Source organism: Coriobacteriia bacterium, from assembly GCA_016649875.1.
GTDB lineage: Bacteria > Actinomycetota > Coriobacteriia > WRKU01 > JAENWW01 > JAENWW01.
The window spans coordinates 1-16,739 of sequence record JAENWW010000007.1; the positions used below are offsets into that span (position 1 = coordinate 1).

The 16,739-nt window shown below is 55.8% G+C and carries 22 protein-coding genes and 3 tRNA genes; 19 read left to right on the forward strand and 6 right to left on the reverse strand.

Annotated features, from left to right (window positions below; all coding sequences use genetic code 11):
- Window positions 1-43: 43 nt before the first annotated feature.
- Entirely contained in the window at window positions 44-226 is a 183-nt protein-coding gene (locus tag JJE36_03610) for a hypothetical protein (protein ID MBK5211383.1), read from the reverse strand.
- Between the two features lie 45 nt (window positions 227-271).
- Between JJE36_03610 and JJE36_03615 the strand changes: the two genes are divergently transcribed.
- The 3 genes from JJE36_03615 to JJE36_03625 all read left to right on the forward strand — a co-directional run bounded on the left by JJE36_03615 (window position 272) and on the right by JJE36_03625 (window position 1,006).
- Window positions 272-736: an MFS transporter gene (locus JJE36_03615; GenBank protein MBK5211384.1), complete on the forward strand. Its 465-nt coding sequence runs from the start codon at window positions 272-274 to the stop codon at window positions 734-736.
- A gap of 99 nt (window positions 737-835) precedes the next feature.
- Window positions 836-911, forward strand: a tRNA-Glu gene (locus tag JJE36_03620).
- A 20-nt stretch (window positions 912-931) separates the two neighbouring features.
- Window positions 932-1,006, forward strand: a tRNA-Val gene (locus JJE36_03625).
- A gap of 65 nt (window positions 1,007-1,071) precedes the next feature.
- Here JJE36_03625 and JJE36_03630 read toward each other — a convergent pair.
- On the reverse strand, window positions 1,072-1,434 hold the full coding sequence (locus tag JJE36_03630; GenBank protein MBK5211385.1) for a hypothetical protein: 363 nt from the start codon (window positions 1,432-1,434) through the stop codon (window positions 1,072-1,074).
- 285 nt (window positions 1,435-1,719) lie between these two features.
- On the opposite strand from JJE36_03630, the gene JJE36_03635 reads away from it, so the two are divergent.
- The 13 genes from JJE36_03635 (at window position 1,720) to JJE36_03695 (ending at window position 10,646) form a co-directional block, all read left to right on the forward strand.
- Window positions 1,720-2,079: a type II toxin-antitoxin system RelE/ParE family toxin gene (locus JJE36_03635; GenBank protein ID MBK5211386.1), complete on the forward strand. Its 360-nt coding sequence runs from the start codon at window positions 1,720-1,722 to the stop codon at window positions 2,077-2,079.
- Window positions 2,080-2,084: 5 nt separating this feature from the next.
- On the forward strand, window positions 2,085-2,369 hold the full coding sequence (locus JJE36_03640) for an XRE family transcriptional regulator (GenBank protein ID MBK5211387.1): 285 nt from the start codon (window positions 2,085-2,087) through the stop codon (window positions 2,367-2,369).
- 94 nt (window positions 2,370-2,463) lie between these two features.
- Window positions 2,464-2,781, forward strand: a complete 318-nt coding sequence (locus JJE36_03645; protein ID MBK5211388.1) for a HigA family addiction module antidote protein — start codon at window positions 2,464-2,466, stop codon at window positions 2,779-2,781.
- A gap of 457 nt (window positions 2,782-3,238) precedes the next feature.
- A complete protein-coding gene (locus JJE36_03650) occupies window positions 3,239-3,925 on the forward strand; it encodes a hypothetical protein (GenBank protein ID MBK5211389.1) in 687 nt (228 codons plus the stop codon).
- A gap of 171 nt (window positions 3,926-4,096) precedes the next feature.
- Window positions 4,097-4,453 (forward strand): hypothetical protein, encoded by a 357-nt coding sequence (locus JJE36_03655; GenBank protein ID MBK5211390.1) that lies wholly within the window; start codon window positions 4,097-4,099, stop codon window positions 4,451-4,453.
- A gap of 431 nt (window positions 4,454-4,884) precedes the next feature.
- A complete protein-coding gene (locus tag JJE36_03660; protein MBK5211391.1) occupies window positions 4,885-5,466 on the forward strand; it encodes a hypothetical protein in 582 nt (193 codons plus the stop codon).
- 116 nt (window positions 5,467-5,582) lie between these two features.
- Window positions 5,583-6,248: a hypothetical protein gene (locus JJE36_03665; GenBank protein ID MBK5211392.1), complete on the forward strand. Its 666-nt coding sequence runs from the start codon at window positions 5,583-5,585 to the stop codon at window positions 6,246-6,248.
- A 429-nt stretch (window positions 6,249-6,677) separates the two neighbouring features.
- On the forward strand, window positions 6,678-7,997 hold the full coding sequence (locus JJE36_03670) for a transglycosylase domain-containing protein (protein ID MBK5211393.1): 1,320 nt from the start codon (window positions 6,678-6,680) through the stop codon (window positions 7,995-7,997).
- 96 nt (window positions 7,998-8,093) lie between these two features.
- On the forward strand, window positions 8,094-8,759 hold the full coding sequence (locus tag JJE36_03675; protein MBK5211394.1) for a hypothetical protein: 666 nt from the start codon (window positions 8,094-8,096) through the stop codon (window positions 8,757-8,759).
- 151 nt (window positions 8,760-8,910) lie between these two features.
- A complete protein-coding gene (locus JJE36_03680; protein MBK5211395.1) occupies window positions 8,911-9,117 on the forward strand; it encodes an AbrB/MazE/SpoVT family DNA-binding domain-containing protein in 207 nt (68 codons plus the stop codon).
- Window positions 9,114-9,494: a type II toxin-antitoxin system VapC family toxin gene (locus JJE36_03685; protein MBK5211396.1), complete on the forward strand. Its 381-nt coding sequence runs from the start codon at window positions 9,114-9,116 to the stop codon at window positions 9,492-9,494. Before JJE36_03680 ends, JJE36_03685 begins: the two co-directional genes overlap by 4 nt.
- 144 nt (window positions 9,495-9,638) lie before the next feature.
- Window positions 9,639-10,478 carry a hypothetical protein gene (locus JJE36_03690; GenBank protein MBK5211397.1) on the forward strand — a complete coding sequence of 280 codons (840 nt, stop codon included), beginning with the start codon at window positions 9,639-9,641 and terminating at the stop codon, window positions 10,476-10,478.
- Between the two features lie 30 nt (window positions 10,479-10,508).
- On the forward strand, window positions 10,509-10,646 hold the full coding sequence (locus tag JJE36_03695) for an XRE family transcriptional regulator (protein ID MBK5211398.1): 138 nt from the start codon (window positions 10,509-10,511) through the stop codon (window positions 10,644-10,646).
- Between the two features lie 124 nt (window positions 10,647-10,770).
- Here the strand turns inward: JJE36_03695 and JJE36_03700 are convergent, their stop codons facing one another.
- From JJE36_03700 to JJE36_03710, 3 genes are read right to left on the reverse strand one after another with little or no spacing between them, the layout of a single operon-like run.
- Window positions 10,771-11,652, reverse strand: coding sequence for a metallophosphoesterase (locus JJE36_03700; protein ID MBK5211399.1), 882 nt, complete (start codon window positions 11,650-11,652; stop codon window positions 10,771-10,773).
- Between the two features lie 58 nt (window positions 11,653-11,710).
- Window positions 11,711-12,433 (reverse strand): ABC transporter ATP-binding protein, encoded by a 723-nt coding sequence (locus JJE36_03705; protein MBK5211400.1) that lies wholly within the window; start codon window positions 12,431-12,433, stop codon window positions 11,711-11,713.
- The gene (locus JJE36_03710; protein ID MBK5211401.1) at window positions 12,426-13,574 is read right to left on the reverse strand and encodes an ABC transporter permease; all 1,149 of its coding nucleotides are present in this window, start codon (window positions 13,572-13,574) and stop codon (window positions 12,426-12,428) included. Before JJE36_03710 ends, JJE36_03705 begins: the two co-directional genes overlap by 8 nt.
- 145 nt (window positions 13,575-13,719) lie before the next feature.
- Between JJE36_03710 and JJE36_03715 the strand changes: the two genes are divergently transcribed.
- From JJE36_03715 to JJE36_03725, 3 genes are all read left to right on the forward strand, one after another.
- Window positions 13,720-13,796, forward strand: a tRNA-Asp gene (locus JJE36_03715).
- Between the two features lie 185 nt (window positions 13,797-13,981).
- Complete coding sequence (locus tag JJE36_03720) at window positions 13,982-15,226, forward strand: aminopeptidase (GenBank protein MBK5211402.1); 1,245 nt, start codon at window positions 13,982-13,984, stop codon at window positions 15,224-15,226.
- Window positions 15,214-16,026, forward strand: a complete 813-nt coding sequence (locus JJE36_03725; GenBank protein MBK5211403.1) for a DUF975 family protein — start codon at window positions 15,214-15,216, stop codon at window positions 16,024-16,026. The genes JJE36_03720 and JJE36_03725 overlap by 13 nt, the downstream gene beginning before the upstream one ends.
- Window positions 16,027-16,120: 94 nt before the next feature.
- Here the strand turns inward: JJE36_03725 and JJE36_03730 are convergent, their stop codons facing one another.
- Complete coding sequence (locus JJE36_03730; protein MBK5211404.1) at window positions 16,121-16,624, reverse strand: methylated-DNA--[protein]-cysteine S-methyltransferase; 504 nt, start codon at window positions 16,622-16,624, stop codon at window positions 16,121-16,123.
- Window positions 16,625-16,739 lie beyond the last annotated feature (115 nt).

Below are 16,739 nucleotides of genomic sequence, written 5' to 3' on the forward strand. Positions count from 1 at the left end.
CGTAAATGCAGCATGTAACATCTTAGCGGCCGGGCAGGCCGTACTAGCCTGTGGAGAGATAGTGCAACCAGACTTCTCGATGAATCAGGAACCCGCCGAAGCGATTCAAGCATACGCCTGAACGCCGTAGGAATCCCCGTCTGTTCACGGCGGGGAGGATGTCAAGTCCGCTGAGCCATTCAGCATAGAACTGCACGGCCTGCCGAGCGAAGACCGATGAACTCAAGCGATTCTGATACCTCCTCGTTTCAACGTAACGCTTCCCCTCTTCGTGACTGACACGTTGCACAGTACCGCCGGCGTGTTCACCGTGCTGTATTCGGTTTTCGGTGTCGGGGCGGTCATCTGTGCTTTTATCGTCGCGCGCAGGAGCATGGTGCGCATGCACCACATAATCATCGGTGCCGTCGCTTTGGGAATTTCGATGCTCTTGCTTTCGGCGGTCCCCGGAGTTCTCTTCGCCATACCTGCCGTATTTTTGGTGGGCATGGGGAGCATCCTCTATTTGACCGCCGCAAATGCGATTGTGCAAATCGAGGCTCAATCCGATATGCACGGTAGGGTTATTTCTTTGCAAACGGTCGTCGCAGGTGGAGCCACACTGGTCGGTGCGCCGTTGCTCGGTTGGATTGCCGATACGATGGGCGGGAGGATGCCGATTCTCATCGGAGGGCTTGCGAGTCTCGTTGCGGCCGCTTTCGGCTATTTCGCCCTCAAACGATATGGCGCCCGATAACGAGGAATAATTATTTTTCGGTTGAAATCCGGGTAATGCGTTGTTAGAATGGTTAGGCTTGTTCGACTGCCGAGGTAGCGAAGTCGAAGTCTGCAAAAGGCCCCCATCGTCTAGCGGCCAAGGACTCCGCCCTTTCAAGGCGGCAACACGGATTCGAATTCCGTTGGGGGCACCATCCATCCACTACCGGCACTTGGGCGATTGGCGCAACGGGAGCGCAGGTCCCTTACAAGGACAAGGTTACAGGTTCAAATCCTGTATCGCCCACCACCCGAAATACAAAGAGGACCGCTGAGGTCCTCTTTTTTTGTCGAACATTCCCTTGTCGAGAAAGCTTACGCGTGGCATCCGGAGACGTTCGAGTTCGTCGAGGTGGTGCACGAAGTACCCGAGACGGGACAATGTCCGATTATTTTGCTTGACGTGTTCGTCGAGGAGCTCGTCAGGGCACCGGATCCCGATGCGGAGCTCGACGCCTTCGCCGTTTTAGTCGTCGTCTTCTTTTTCGTTGATTTCGACTTAGACGAAGACTTCGGGCTCGTCGAAGCGGTATCGGCCGCAGCGCTTGCTACGGTGATGGTACTCGGATTAGATGCGGCTCCGGTTGTCGGAGGTATCGTTTTAGCTGTGCTCGCCAGCGCCAAGGCGCCAAACATTATGATTCCTAGCCCGATACTGATTATTCTTCTTTCTTTCATGATGACACCTCTAATCTCTTTCTCATGGGCAACAGCGTGCTCACTTAAAAGGTTCGTTTCCATGCGCACTAACAAGTATTCGGGCGCACAAAGCCGACTGCAATACACCTCATGAAGCGCGCACTATTTTTCTACAAGTTGCACATAGGTTGAGTGGATATGTTTCTATTCCGATGTTTTATACGCGCTGTCGACCCCCGATGTGCCGCGCATCTTATTCGGTCGCGCACTCTCTGCTCGTTCGGCCGTGTTTGCGAATTGCACCAAAAGTGGTACACTCCTTGCATGGTTGATGATGAGAGCAGAGACTTTATCCTGTCCGTGCGGTTTTTCCGCTCGGCTGCTGGGAACGAGCCTGTTCGTGAGTGGCTCTCGGGTCTCAAACGCGAGGACCGCAAGGCTATCGGTCAGGACATCAAGACTGCACAGTACGGCTGGCCGCTCGGCATGCCGCTCATCCGCAAGCTCGAACCGGGGCTCTGGGAGATCCGCTCTCACATCCCGGACGGCATCGCCCGGGTGCTGTTCACGGTGGGTGACGGCGTCATGGCCCTCCTCCACGGTTTCGTGAAGAAGAGCCAGAAGATACCACCGGCCGACCTTAAGACCGCACAACAGCGGCTCGCGGACCTGCGAAAGGAGTGAAACGGATGAAGAAGGAACACATCGGCAGCGACTTCGACGACTACCTGAGAGATGAGCGTCTGCTTGAGGGTGCGGAGGCGACCGCCGTCAAGCGGGTCATCGCCTTCCAGATATCCCAAGAGATGGCGCGGTGCAACCTCACCAAGTCGGAAATGGCTCACCGTATGAAGACGAGCAGGCCTGCACTCGACCGGCTGCTCGATCCGGCCAATCCGGCGGTGTCGCTTTCCACTTTGGAGCGTGCTGCTGCGGCGGTTGGGAAGCGACTCAAGGTCGAACTTTCGTCATAGGGTGGCTGCTCTGACAAGCGCATGTGTTTCAGGTTCATCGATGGGGATGCCTACGAAGTCGAAGTCTGTGACTACCATTGAGATGAGGTGTGATATGAATATCGCCAACACAGGACAGATGAAGCGTCGTCCCACACATCCCGGTGAGATGCTGCGTGAGGATTTCCTGCCGGACTACGAGTTGACCGTCACCGGACTTGCGACGACCGTGGGCGTCTCTCGGCAGTCGATTAACGAGCTGCTCCGTGAGCGCCGCGCGGTGACTACCGAAATGGCGTTGCGACTGTCTCGGCTGTTCGGCAACTCGCCCGAGTTTTGGCTCAACGCCCAGCAAGCGGTCGATTTATGGGATGCCTCTCAGGCTATCAAGGACGATGTGGCACGTATCAAACCACTGAGCGTCGCGAAATAAGTGCATGCAGCAGACGCGGCAAGAGGTAGACTTTGGTGGAATGCATCGGCTCGCAGGTTATACGCAACACGTTAGAGCGACGCGTGATCTTCTCGGTGCCAAAGCATCAAGGTTTACGGGGGGAACGGACCGGAAGTCCTCGGCAAGAGATCGGTCGTCGCGATGTGACCGGGGAGCGAAGCGCCCTTTCGTCTCACGGTCCCGCGAGTGCTCGGCGCGGAGCAGCGTGCGTGTGATGGAGAGTATGGGGATCGGGCTACCTGCGGGACGTGGCCATCTCAGGTATCAAGGTCTGTGGGCGCTGCTCTAACAAGCGCATGCAGCTGACGCGCAAGAGGTATACTTTGGTGGACGGCATCGGCGCGCAGCTGATGCGCAAATACGTTAGGCAGGGTGCGAGCTGGGACGTAGCCACTGCCACTCAGAGAGCATCGATCGGCCTAGGCTTGGGGGAATCATGAATGATGATGTGAACAGCATGCCCACGGATGAGGCTCCTGTGGCGGAGCGGAAGGCTGGGATGTCCTTCCGCAACCCGTGGGTCTTGGGTGCGGTGGCGCTGCTTCTTGGCGCCACATTGTCCTCAGTCGGTAACTCCTCAACCATCTCGGGCTTGCGGCGGGATCTCGCCGCATCCAACTCGAAGTTGGCCACGGGAACAGGAGAGAGAGACGCACTCTCGCGACAACTTGTAGACACGAAGGCACAACTTGTTGCCGCTCAGGCGGCACCGGCTGAGCCCGCCGCGGCGCAACCCGTTGCCGTCGAGGCACCCAACACTCAGGAGGCTGCCTTCCGCTCGGCGTTCACAGAGGGCAGAGCTGAGCTGCTGACTGTTCTGGAAGATGATGACAACGTCGAGAGCGTGGACAAGCTCGCATACGATGCAAAGAAGAAGGTGGTCATTGTCGACATCACTTCTGCTTGGGCTTCCCCCGACAACCAGGAGGATGGGGCATGGGCACTCACTCGTGCGATGGCCGAACTGTGGACGCCAGACACCGGGGCCTGGTGGCAAGATGACTTCCTGCCTGGATTCAAGCTTGTTAACAGCGGCAAGATCTACCAGTGTTCCGGATCCTTCATGGTGAAGCTCGGAGATGCCTCCGCTTCGCGCGGCGACTGGAAGAAGGAGACCAAGTAGGGTGGCTTGCCGATAGCAGCGTTGGCGTTCTTGGTCAGATGATTCCGGCGTGCTCACCTGCCTAACCAAGGCATCAAGCTGACGCGCATAAGTCCTCGGCTAGAATGAAGCCCTGAGGCGCGCAGCTTATGCCTCAGCAGTTAGGTAGAGCGGGTTGGACAAGGGGGGCAAATGTCGACGGTCTCAAATATCAAAGACGGCTTGCAGGTTGCACTCGACCTAGCAAACGCCGCTAACCGGGTCGGTGACGTTGCGATGTTGATTGAGACGCAGCAGCAGGTCCTTCAGATACTCGACGAGAACCGACAACTCCGTGATCGTGTGGCTGAACTCGAGGACGAACTCGCGATGGACTCACAGCTTCACAGGGAGGGACTGTCCTACTACGTTCAAGAGGATGACGGCTCGAAGACGGGACCAGTCTGTCTCGGCTGCTACAAGCGAGATCGCGTGGTGTCCAAGCTCGTTCAGTCGTCACTAAGTGACGTCTTCTGTGGTCGGTGCAAGGAGACCTACTACCTCGACTAGGCCTGCACCCGCCTACCTAACAGGCGCATGCAGCTGACGCGCAAGAGGTATACTTTGGTGGACGGCATCGGCGCGCAGCTGATGCGCAACACGTTAGAGCGACGCGTGATCTTCTCGGTGCCAAAGCATCAAGGTTTACGGGGGGAACGGACCGGAAGCCCTCGGCAAGAGATCGGTCGTCGCGATGTGACCGGGGAGCGAAGCGCCCTTTTCGTCTCACGGTCCCGCGAGTGCTCGGCGCGGAGCAGCGTGCGTGTGATGGAGAGTATAGGGATCGGGCCACCTGCGGGACGTGGCCGTCTCAGGTATCAAGGTCTGTGGGCGCTGCTCTAACCAGCGCATGCAGCAGACGCGGCAAGCGTTAGAATGATGGAAGAAGATGGGCGCGCAGCTGATGCGCAAATACGTTAGGCGGAATCGGGAGGTTTGGTATGAGGGGATTTGTCCGTAGCGTTGCCGTGCTCTCTATCGGTCTGGTTCTCGGTCTTCTGGTGCAGGGTTGCAGTGGCGCCAGTGACCAATCCGATGCGGGTCAGAGTTCCAGTCCTGACCTGTCCTCTTCTGCGACCCCGGTCGAGAATTCCCTCCTCAAGACTGATGGGTGGGGTGACATTCGAATCGGAGCCACCGAATCCCAAGTCAGTGCCGTCCTGGGAGAGCCCGCCTCACAAGAGGATTTCCCAGAGATGAATGGCGAGTCAGCTGTTGTGTTCTACAACTACTTCGACGCAGGCATACAGGTTAGTTTCATCAAGCCCAGCATGACGGTAGGCGCGGTGTTCTTCTATGCGGGCACAGGCGACCACTCGGAATACTCGCGGTTTGCCGGAGACATGGACAAGGGCATGTCCTGGGCAAGTTCGCCGGATGAAGTTCTCGCGGCTTATGGCAGTCCAGTGAATGACTACCAAAGTGATGACGGTGGACTTGAGTGGCGCAGGCTGGCCTATCGCGATATCAGCTTCCGCTTCCAGAACGGGGAGCTTGAGACGGTTGCCGTCGGTGCAGACTGACGCCAGACGATCCGCCTAACAAGCGCATGCAGCAGACGCGGCAGGCGCTAGACTGAAAGCAAGGCATTGGCGCGCTGCTGATGCGCAATCGCGTTGGGCGCACCCAAGGAGGTCTTGTGACTGCGTTGATGTTCGTATTCAGCAAGGATAGCGTCGTCATTGGGATGGATACGCTCGCGGTCTTGCCAGATGACAAGTCGCCTCACAAGTATGCGTCAAAGGCTTTCATGCTGCCTCACCTTGGGGCCGTGATTTGCGGCACTGGGGTCTTCCAGCTACCACTCGACTGGTACGTGGACATCCAGTCGAATTTGATCGCTCGTGACATGGACTTCATGAATGAGATCGCTCCTGATCGCCTCAGGCAGATATGGTCACGCATCGGGGCTCCAGGGACTTCAACCGTCTACCATTTCGGATACTCGCCTGGTGAAGACGCCTACGTCGGTTACGCCTTTCGTTCTACGAATGACTTCATCGGTGAGCGGCTTGAGTATGGGATTGGCATCAAGCCCGCGCTCGATGAGCTGATAACGATTGCCGGCGAAATGGTGGATGAGCCGGATATTTGCGCTGTGATCGTCAGCCTGATCGAGAGCGCTCGGGCGCTGGATGACAACTTGCCCGTCGACGATCGAGTCGGCATCGGTGGCGAAATCCACCTGCTGACACTGACTGCCGGGCGGCAGATTGGCTGGGTCGTGCGTCCGTGGCCGGACTTCGAATCGCTCTACGACCAGATGCTGGACGCGCTTGGCAAATCGAATGCGATGGCTGAATAGTCCTGGTCGGGCGCCCAACAAGTGCATTCAGCAGCCGCGCAGAAGCGCTAGACTTGGTGGAAGTCATTGGCTCGCAGGTTATACGCAACACGCTAGAGCGACGCGTGATCTTCTCGGCGTCAAAGCATCAAGGTTTACGGGGGGAACGAACCGGAAGTCCTCGGCAAGAGATCGGTCGTCGCGATGTGGCCGGGAGCGATGCGCCTTTTCGTCTCACGATCCGGCAAGTGCGCGGCGCGGAGCAGCGTGGGTGCGATGGAGGGTCTGGGGATCGTGCCACCTGCGGGACGTGGCCGTCTCAGGTATCAAGGTCTGTGGGCGCTGCTCTAACCAGCGCATGCAGCAGACGCGGCAAGTGTTAGAATGATGGAAGAAGATGGGCGCGCAGCTGATGCGCAATCGCGTTAGGCAGACCGAAGGGCGGGCAGAGTGGGCGACGACGTTGGGCCGCTTCAAAAGTACTTTGGGCGCTACTCGCTTGAAGCCCGGGATGTTGCGCTCGTCGAACTCGAAGAGTCGTTGCGCCAAGCGGGCAACCAGTCCCAGTTCTACGGGCAACTCGCGAATGTGCTCCTCGCAGTATCAACGATTGTTGGCTCGCTTCTAGCCGCGTCATCGCCTCCCGCGCTCGGGAGTCTTAGCCAACCACAGCGGATGTTTATCACTGTCGCGGCGTCGGCCATCTTGGCGGTCCTGCTGATGTTCTTTGCTGAGATACAGAAGACGATTGTGCTCAGCTCCAGGAAAGTCGTGACGTTGAGATGTGCGCTTGGTCTCGACTACACGCACCTCCAGCTGACGCTCCAGAACTGGAGAATCGAGGGAGCCACCAATCCCTTTGCCATTCGGCTATTTCCCGGATGGGGCTCGCCAGCCGCCTTCCCGTTCTGGGTGGTGTGCGCGATCATCACCGGCGGGTGCTACTTCTTCCTTCGTGACCTTCAATTCACCGTCGAACAAACTCATGTAGTCATCGCCTGGTGGATCAGCGCCGTGCTGGTCTGTGCCGTTCTCGGAGTCCTCTTCCGCCAAAGATTGCTTGATATCCACGAGACTCTGCGGTTGAGAATTATCTACATCATTGCGGGCCTGCTGAGGATTCGGCTCCTTACTGACTTCGCCGGCGTTCTCTTTCGAGGCAAGCTAGCGGTGTCAGAGATGCGGCGCTTGGGTTTTGAATCGAAGTGGCCCAAGAAGCTCGTAGTGGCGTTGGAGGACAATCGCTTCTACGAGCATGGGGGTGTGGATCTCCGGGCTCTCGGGCGAGCAGTTCTCTCCCAGTTCGCTTGCTATCGAAGGTCGCACCACGCTAGTCGAAGTGGCGCGTCGACGCTGACGATGCAGTTGGCGCGGACACTACTTGTGGAGGAGTACAGCAAGACGGCAAGACGCAAGCTGATGGAGATACTGCTGGCCACCTGGCTAGAAGATCAGTTCACTAAGAACGAACTGCTGGATCTCTATCTCGTGTCGGTGCGTTTTGCGACAGACGTCAACGGCCTTCCCGCAGCAATCAAATACTACTTCGGCTCGGCCAAGAAGCGCTCGACTTCCCCGCAAGAGGCGTTTCTTCTCATTGAACGCCTGTCAAATGTTCGAAATCGCATTCTCTCTGACAAGATTGCAGCCCAAATAGGATTGGCGTGTGAACGTGTCGAGGGCTTTGACTCTGAGGGCGTCTCGACACTGTACGAGGTGCTCGTATCGAAGCAGATACTAGATGGCCATTTTGGAAGCGCGGCTGCCTAACAAGCGCATCAACACGACTCGCACGAGGTTATCGTACTAAGAGAGGCGCATCGCTCGCGCGTTATGCGCAACACGTTAGGTGGACCAGGGGGAGACTTGCATTCGCAGACGCTTCAAGAACTCTTGAGCGAGCTCTACTCGGACTCAGAGTGTCAGATCATTCATGCGATGTACCCTGGCAGCAAGCTAGACCTCGCGGTCTTCACTGGCTTCGATTACGCCATAGCTGGCCCAAGCGTTCTCACCATTGCGCAGCCCGGATTCGGCGGCGGCACCCTCAACATGCCAGGTCAAGGTGTGGGGCGCTACACAATTAGCGACCGTGAGGTATTCCGGCCGCTTCAGTACGCATCCGCCCATCTGATGATGGTGCGTGAAGATGCATCGTGGCTTGCCAGGTCAGTTGTCGTGGAGAGCGCCGCCCACATCGAGGCGTTACTGAAGCGCGTTGGTCGCAGGCCGCGCCTGCCCTTTGGCGCTCTGCTTCACGAGAAGTCGGTTGAGGCCGCACTGGACGAGATAACGTACGGGCAGGCTCGTCGTTTCGCACCCATCAACAACTCGGCGAAGCACGATTTCGATCACCCAAAGGACACTCACATGTTCTCGTATGGTGACGCGCTGTCCGCGTATTTCATCTGCAGGCGGCTCGCCATGCAGATTTACCCACTGGCTGCGCTCAGCACCGACATGAGTGTCTTTGAGTGCCCTCCGGCTGGCTTCGACCCAGTGACGGGCCACCTAACAAGCGCATCCAACTGACGGCCAGGAGCGCTAGACTTGTTGAGGGCGCATGAGCCGCAGCTGATGCGCAATCGCGCTAGTCTGAACCCTGTCAGCGTCGCCTTGCAACAGGGGTCTCCCAACGATATACTGTGAGTTGTACGATATTGGTATCGATAAGGAGTACGTCATGACGACGGTCACAATCTCGCCCAAGTTCCAGGTTGTTATCCCCAAGAGAATCCGCGAAAGGCTCGACCTTCACCCGGGCCAGCAGGTGCAAGCCATCGAGTACGGCGACCGCGTCGAGTTCGTACCGGTACGCCCGATTGCAAGCATGCGCGGGTTCCTCGCAGGTATCGACACCACCGTTCCGCGCGATGAGGATCGACTGTGAACGTCGTCGACTCATCAGGGTGGCTCGAGTTCTTCACCGCAGGGCCCAACGCAGGCTTCTTCGCGGTCGCGCTTGAAGCGATCGATGAACTCATCGTGCCCAGCGTGAGCATATATGAGGTCTTCAAGCGAGTCCTGCAACAGCGCGGTGAGGGTCCGGCGCTTCAGGCTGTCGCGCTCATGCAACAGGGCAGCGTCGTTGATCTGACCGCATCATCAGCGCTGGCTGCTGCCCGGTTGAGCGTCGAGGTAGGAATCCCGATGGCAGATGCGATCATCCTATCGGCCGCTCGTGCCAACAGCGCCACGTTCTGGACCCAGGATGGGCACTTCGAGGGGATGGAAGGTGTCGAGTACGTCTCGGCGCGGTCAGACTAACCAGCGCATGCAGCAGACGCGGCAAGCGTTAGAATGATGGAAGAAGATGGGCGCGCAACTGATGCGCAAATACGTTAGGCGGACACCGGTTCATGGCACCGAGATCGTAGAGCATTCGGAATCTTCGAGGCAAAGGGGGAAGCAGTGAGCGACTCAGGAACGAAAGCAGGGGTTCACTCCGACAGTTGGAGCTACCGATTGGGAAGATGGTGGCGTCGACACCCAATAGGTCGTTGGGTTGCTGTCGGTGCGGTCGCCCTCTTGTTTGTTGTTGCCCTGGCTATTCCTGGTACGCCCAACGAGCCGAGCGACACAATCGCGATGCCAGCATCGTCTAGTGACCTTAAGGGCGATAACTACAAGGACGTAGTGACCAAGTTGAAGTCTGCCGGTTTCGCCAGCATTGATACAACATCGATGGATGACTTGGTCACTGGCTGGTTGACAAAGGATGGAGAGGTCGAACGGGTGTCTGTCAACGGCGAGACTGAGTTCGACGCCGACAGCAGATTCCCGAAAGGCGCGAAGATAGTCATTACCTATCACACATTTCCGACGAAGGAACTGGAGAAGGCTGCAGAGAGCAGCCCCGCGCCAGAACCAGGCGAGGCTGCAAAGAGCAGCCCCGTGCCAGACGAACCAACGCCATCGGCGGCGAGCACCAGCGACCTCGCCAAGCGTACTGAAACGGCCTACCTAGCGGCCTTCGGAGTTGATTCGATCGACAAGCTGGGTGAGCTGGGGGGCGTGGAGGACACTCTTGTTCCCTTCATCGTCAGCTTCGAGGATGCGGGATGGGACACGGTCAAGGTTACGGTCCAAACGAACAACGTAACTGAGGGAGAGCTCAAGCAAACTGCGATGGCCATTCACTCGCTAATCGGCGAGCAGATCAAAGACCTCAATAGGGTCGAGGTTTGGACAGCGAATGGTGAGCTGTATGGAGCCAGCAACAGAGCGGAAGTTCCTATGCTGAATCAATGACACCTCAGAAGATTACTCACCAAGTCGGAAATGGCTCACCGCATGAAGACGAGCAGGCCTGCCCTCGACCGGCTGCTCGATCCGACCAATCCGGCGGTGTCGCTTTCCACTCTGGAGCGTGCTGCGACGGCGGTTGGTAAGCGGCTCAAGGTCGAGCTTTCGTCATAGGGTGGCTGCTCTGACAAGCGCATGTGTCAGACCCGTCTGCTCGGGCGTCTCGTGCCATTTGCGTGCCTTGCGCGCACAAGATGCCCTGAACCCCCGCGGGTCAGGTTTTCCAGCCTGATACTGATTATTCGCCTTCGTCGAGGTTGGTGATTTCTTGTGGGCCCCTCGACAGCTCGATGATGTGGATTTCTGCAGGGGCGTAAAACCTGATGGGGAATCCGATGGTCCCGACTCCGTTGGTGACCAGTATCGGCACGTCGTCTTCAATTCGCCAATCTTTCAGATAGCGTTTCCCGTGATCTGTCGGTGCGTACGCCCATTTGCCGAATCCGGTGATTTGTCCCGCATGGGTATGGCCGGCAAGCGCCAGGTCGAATCCGCCGAGATTGTCGTTGGGCAAACCGTCGGCGAATATATCGGGATTGTGGCTGATCATGATGGCGAATTCATTTTGGTCGATGCCGGTGGCCGTCTCCTCGAGGTTCGGCTTTCCCGCCCATAAATCGTCGACGCCGGCTATATTGACTCCTGCCCCGTTGTGCTCGAAACGTATATTGGCGTTGCGCAGAAGTGTCACTCCCGCCTCGGCCATGAGACGATCGGCATCCGCCTCGGTTTCCCAATAGTCGTGATTGCCCATGACGGCATACGTCCCATAACGTGCCTCGAGGTTTTTGATGGCAGGATAGAAATATTCGTTGCCGCGGAAGTGCCCGCCGACGTAGTCGCCACCGAGCAAAATGACATCGGCATGTTGTTCGTTTATGAACGTGACGAGGTTTGCCATTCCCCTATGGCGTAAAGGCAGGCCGGCGTGGATGTCGGCTCCGAAGAATATTTTGAATCCTTCGAGGCGCGGATCGAGATCGGGAATTCTGAGTCGAATGTGGCGGATGCACAGATCCTTGGCTTCGGACACGACACGATAAAGGAAAAGTAAGAGAAATACAACAACTGCCGTCACGACAATGATTGCAACGTGGTAGTGCTGAAAAAAGGCAGACACGGGAGTGCTCCTCGGTATCGTGAAAATCACACATCGGAAATAGGCTGGCTACGTTTCATTATGCCTTGTTTTTATCGTCGACAAGTACTCCGTCGGCAATTTCGATTATACGGTCTGCGCGTCGGGCGATGGTGTAATCGTGCGTAACGAACACAAATCCCGTACCGAACTCTTTGTTGATTTCGCGGAAAAGGTCGTAGACGGTCTCCGTGTTCTTCGAATCCAAGTTGCCGGTCGGTTCATCCGCCAAAATCAAGGAGGGGCGGTTCGCGAGTGCCCGGGCGATGGCGACGCGCTGTTTTTGCCCGCCGGAAAGCTCGTTGGCGTTCTTATGCTCGAGGCCTTTCAAGCCGAGCAGGTCGAGAATTTCCTCGACGCGGCGAACGGCATCATCGGAAGTATCTCTTTGCGCGATTCGCAACGGCATGAGCGCATTCTCGAAAACGGTGAATTCCGGGAGTAGGTAATGGAACTGGAATACGAATCCTATCATCTGATTTCGCAACGCCGATTTCTCGATTTTCGATAGTTTCGAAAGAGGCTTATCTCGGAGAAATATTTCGCCGGATGTCGGTGTGTCGAGAAGGCCGATCATATTCATCAGCGTCGACTTGCCCGAACCCGATTGCCCTATGATCGCGGCGAATTCCCCTTCATGGATGGTGATGTTGGCATCTTTGAGCGCGTGCGTTGCGTTTGATCCCTCGCCATAGGTTTTTTCGAGATGGTCGGTCCGTATGAGCTCGCGTGAAACGCTTGCGTTATTTTGTGCATTATCCATTTTGAATGACCTCGATCGGGTCGAGACGAGTCGTTTTGACGATCGGTACCGCGGAGCTGAGCATTGCGACGAGAATGCCGATGATCCAAGAGCCGACCATGAGCCCCGGTTGCAGAACTATGGTAAAGGTTGCAGGCATGAGACCGAACGCTTTGACGGCGAGGAAAGACAGGATGAGACCCATCGTCGATCCTCCGATTCCGAGTCCGAGCGCTTGGAAGAAGAAAATTGCCCCGGCATTTCTATCCGACATGCCCATCGCCTTTAAAATGCCGATCTGCTTCATTTTCTGCACAGCCGCGACGGCAAGCGTCGATGCGATACCTATGGCTATCGCAATCAGCACGAAACCTTGTATGAGATAACTCGACATGGATTGGCTGGTGAGCCCTTTGAGCAAATCTGCATTCTGTCCCTGCCATTCGGTTATCTTCAATTCGGGAAACTGCGTTTTAAGCCAAGCTACGGTATCCTTCGAAGTAAACGGATCGATGAATTGAGCCTGGACGGCGCTATACTCATCGCTGCGCCAACCCAGCAGGTGCCGGACGGTCTCACCGTTTGCGAATGCTTGTCGCTCGTTGAACACGGCCGATCCGATGTCGAAGATGCCGGCGACGGTAAACGTTTGGGTGCCACCCGTTTGCATTCTCAACACAATGCTATCGCCGAGTTTTACGTTTTGAGCAGTTGCGAAGTCTTTTCCCAGAAAGATGTCTGTGGTGCCCAACTTCGCCTTCGGAGTGATCAGGTGGTCGGTGACACGGTAAACGCCGTCGAGATCTTTGAGCGTGCCTCCGATAAGTGAGAGCGAGGTGGATTCGGTGTCATTGCTGTAGAGGGTCGTGGTCGTTCTGACGGGGAGGATCGAGGACTGCGCGATGGTCTTTATGCCGAGGGCGTTTTTCAAATGGGCGTTCAGGACGATCGGGTCGGAATTCTTCGCAGCTTGCAAGGTGATTTGCGGACTTGTGCCGATGGTTTGGTCTATGAGAGAATTTTGTAGCGATATGATGAGCGTCCCGACGAAGATTTGCGTGGTTATGCCGATGGCGATACCGCCCATGATGAAAAACGACTGAACCGGTTCCGACTTGAGGAACCTCAGCGCAATGAGCAGGGAAAGTTTCAATGATTTCATGCAGATGAGTATACCTGTCCGCGGCCTTTTCGTGGATAGACGAGGGAAAGTATTTTTCATTTTTTTTCATACAAACTAGACATCTATGGCGCAACACGGTATCATTTTCATTCGCTGTTCTTTTATTGACGGCGATGCCTTCTACGGGGGTATAGCTCAGCTGGTTAGAGCGCTGGCCTGTCAAGCCAGAGGTCGCGGGTTCGAACCCCGTTACTCCCGCCACTGCACTTTCAAGCGCCTTCACGGGTGCTTTTTATTTGTCGTTTCCCCAGGAATCGTCGTCATTTGCTGCACATATCGACTCATTCTCTTATAGTAAAGATGTGGCATTGTATGAATTCCGCCTTCGCGTGGATATTTAGAATTTTTTACGACGGATCCGATGTAATTTTTTAGAAAGGATAATGATGAAAAAAGCAGTTTCGAATTTGAATGAACGTCTCCAAGAGTATGCGAAGCTTCTCATCGTGCGCGGGGTCAACCTCCACGCCGGACAAACGCTGATATTGAGCGCGCCGATCGAGGGTGCCGAGCTCGCTAGAATGGTCATGCGCCAAGCCTATGAAGCCGGCGCAAAAGACGTCATCACGCGCTGGAACGACATCCCCGGCGGCGAGCTGCGCATTCGTTACGCCGAGAAGGAAACTCTCACCGATATCCCGCAGTGGTTTGCCGATTCATACAACGACTATGCGAATGAGAACGCGGTTTATTTGCACCTCGATACCGAGTTTCCTCCGCCGGTCGGTCTCGATCCCGAGAAACTCGGCGCCAGTCGCGTCGCGCGCATGAAAGCAACCGAAAAGATGAGCGATGCCCGTATGAAGGGGGTCGTTCGTTGGAATATAGCAAGTGTCGCGACGATTCCTTGGGCCTCACTCGTTTATCCTGAGCTTTCGCAAAGCGAGGGGCTCGCTGCTCTCTGGTATGATGTGCTGCTTTGCACCCGCTGCCTTAAAGGAGATCCCATCGCCGCATGGGATGCACATGTTGCTCGAAACAACACGTATCGCGATAAGCTTAACGAGGCTCGTTTCACCGAGTTGCACTTCAAGAGCGGTTTGGGAACCGATCTGACCCTCGGCCTCCCCGAGGGGTATCATTTCGCCGGCTCGCAAGAAAACGGTGCGAACGACGTGCCGTTTATCGCCAATATGCCCAGTGAGGAGATTTTCGCCGCTCCGCATCGTGACAAGGTCGACGGTGTGGTCGTGGCCTCCAAGCCTCTCTTTTATAACAACGTGCTCGTAGAGGGCCTCAGGTTCGAATTCAAAGACGGCAAGGTCGCACATTTTTCTGCGGATAAAGGTGCCGAGATCATCGAGCATCTTTTGGCCACCGATGAAGGAGCGAAGCATTTGGGTGAGGTCGCGCTGGTGCCTTTCGATTCGACCGTGCAAAACACCGGAAAACTCTTTTTCACCACGCTTTACGATGAAAACGCCGCCTGTCACTTGGCGCTCGGTGAAAGCTATCCGGAGTCGATTGAAAACGGCCAGAGTATGACCAAGGACGAGCTCCTCGCAAAGGGGATGAACCAGTCGCTCGAGCATGTCGACTTCATGTTCGGTACCGCCGATCTCGAAATCATCGGCACGACGGAGCAAGGCGAAGAAATTGCAATTTTCCGAGAGGGAAATTGGACGATATAGAGATACGACCGAGCGCACCGAAGAAGCACACGACCGTTCGCGCCCGCAAAGGGCGCAGAGGAGAACACGATATGGATTCGCTCAACAGGGCAGATATTAAGAAAACGGCGAAATCTGCGTTGCGTGCGCAGACGTCGACCATGGTGTTGGCGTATTTGATACTGACGCTCATCACTACGACGTTCGTTGGTTTGTACGAGGCAATTTTCAGCTCCTCGCAACCCGCTGTGAACCCGACGGCGGGAATGTGGTTGAGCAGCATGGTCTTTAATTTCGTGATCGTCATTATCGCCGGTGTCCTCCGGATAGGCTTTGTGAAGATGTCGCTTGCTGCGTTGAGAGGCGAGCAACAATCGACGTCGGATGTGTTCGGTGTATTTAAGGATTTCGCCCATGTAGCGGGACTCGTTTTTGTGACGTTGGTGAAGATTTTTCTCTGGTCTTTGCTGTTTATCATTCCCGGAATCATCGCGCAGTATCGCTATGCGATGGTCTACTACATTTACTTGGAGAATCCGGAATTGACCTACGATGAGACGCTGAAACTTTCGAGCGATATGATGCGCGGTCACAAATTCGAGTTGTTCGTTTTCCAGCTCAGCTTTTTCCTCTGGGTTCTACTCGGTATCGTGACGTTCGGTCTTGCCATGCTTTGGGTCGGGCCCTACATGCAGATCGGCGAGGCGGAGTTTTACAATCGCTTGAAAGCATCGGCGATACCGGCCCCGGCAGACGATGTGCATCCGGAGGCATTGTCGTCCGAGGAGCCCGTTGTCGCTTCGAACGACAGTGCCGAATAAGCGTTACCGTAGAACTAGTATTTTCACTGTAAGCTGAGCTAAGAACTGCATAAGCCCCGCACTTTTTGTGTGGGGCTTATTTTGTGACTTTACGCTATCGTTGCTCCCGTTCGAGAAGCGCTACCTTTTTCGAAAGACCGCCGGCGTAGCCGATCAATTTTCCATTGCTGCCGATTACGCGGTGACAGGGTACGACGATGGCGATGGGGTTTTTGTTGTTGGCTCCTCCGACGGCGCGACAAGCCTTCGGGTTCCCGATTCTCTCTGCGATTTCTTTATAGGTTGCAGTCTCGCCGTAGGGGATGGTCGTGAGTGCCTGCCAGACTTTTTGCTGGAAATCGGTGCCGGTAGTTATATCGAGATCGAGATCGAACTCCGTTCTCTTCCCGGAGAAATATTCTTCGAGCTGCGAGATCGCCCGATCTACGTGATATTTTTCAGTGGCGGTCCCGCTATTTTTCCAGCAGTTTGCTTCAGCCGAATCTTGAGTAAGCTCGGTATCCCCACCTACAAAAAAATCAAGACAGGTAATCCCTTTTTCGCTTGCAGAGATAACAAGCGGGCCGAGCGGGGATTTCATTATTTTCGTGTAAGACATGGAGGCATACCTTTCTCGTGCTTTCCAGTATCCCCGAGAATTCATCAATTGTTAAGGTACCGCACAGAAAAGATTCAGAGGTGTGAAAGCTGTCCATGGCATCATGGCTGTACTC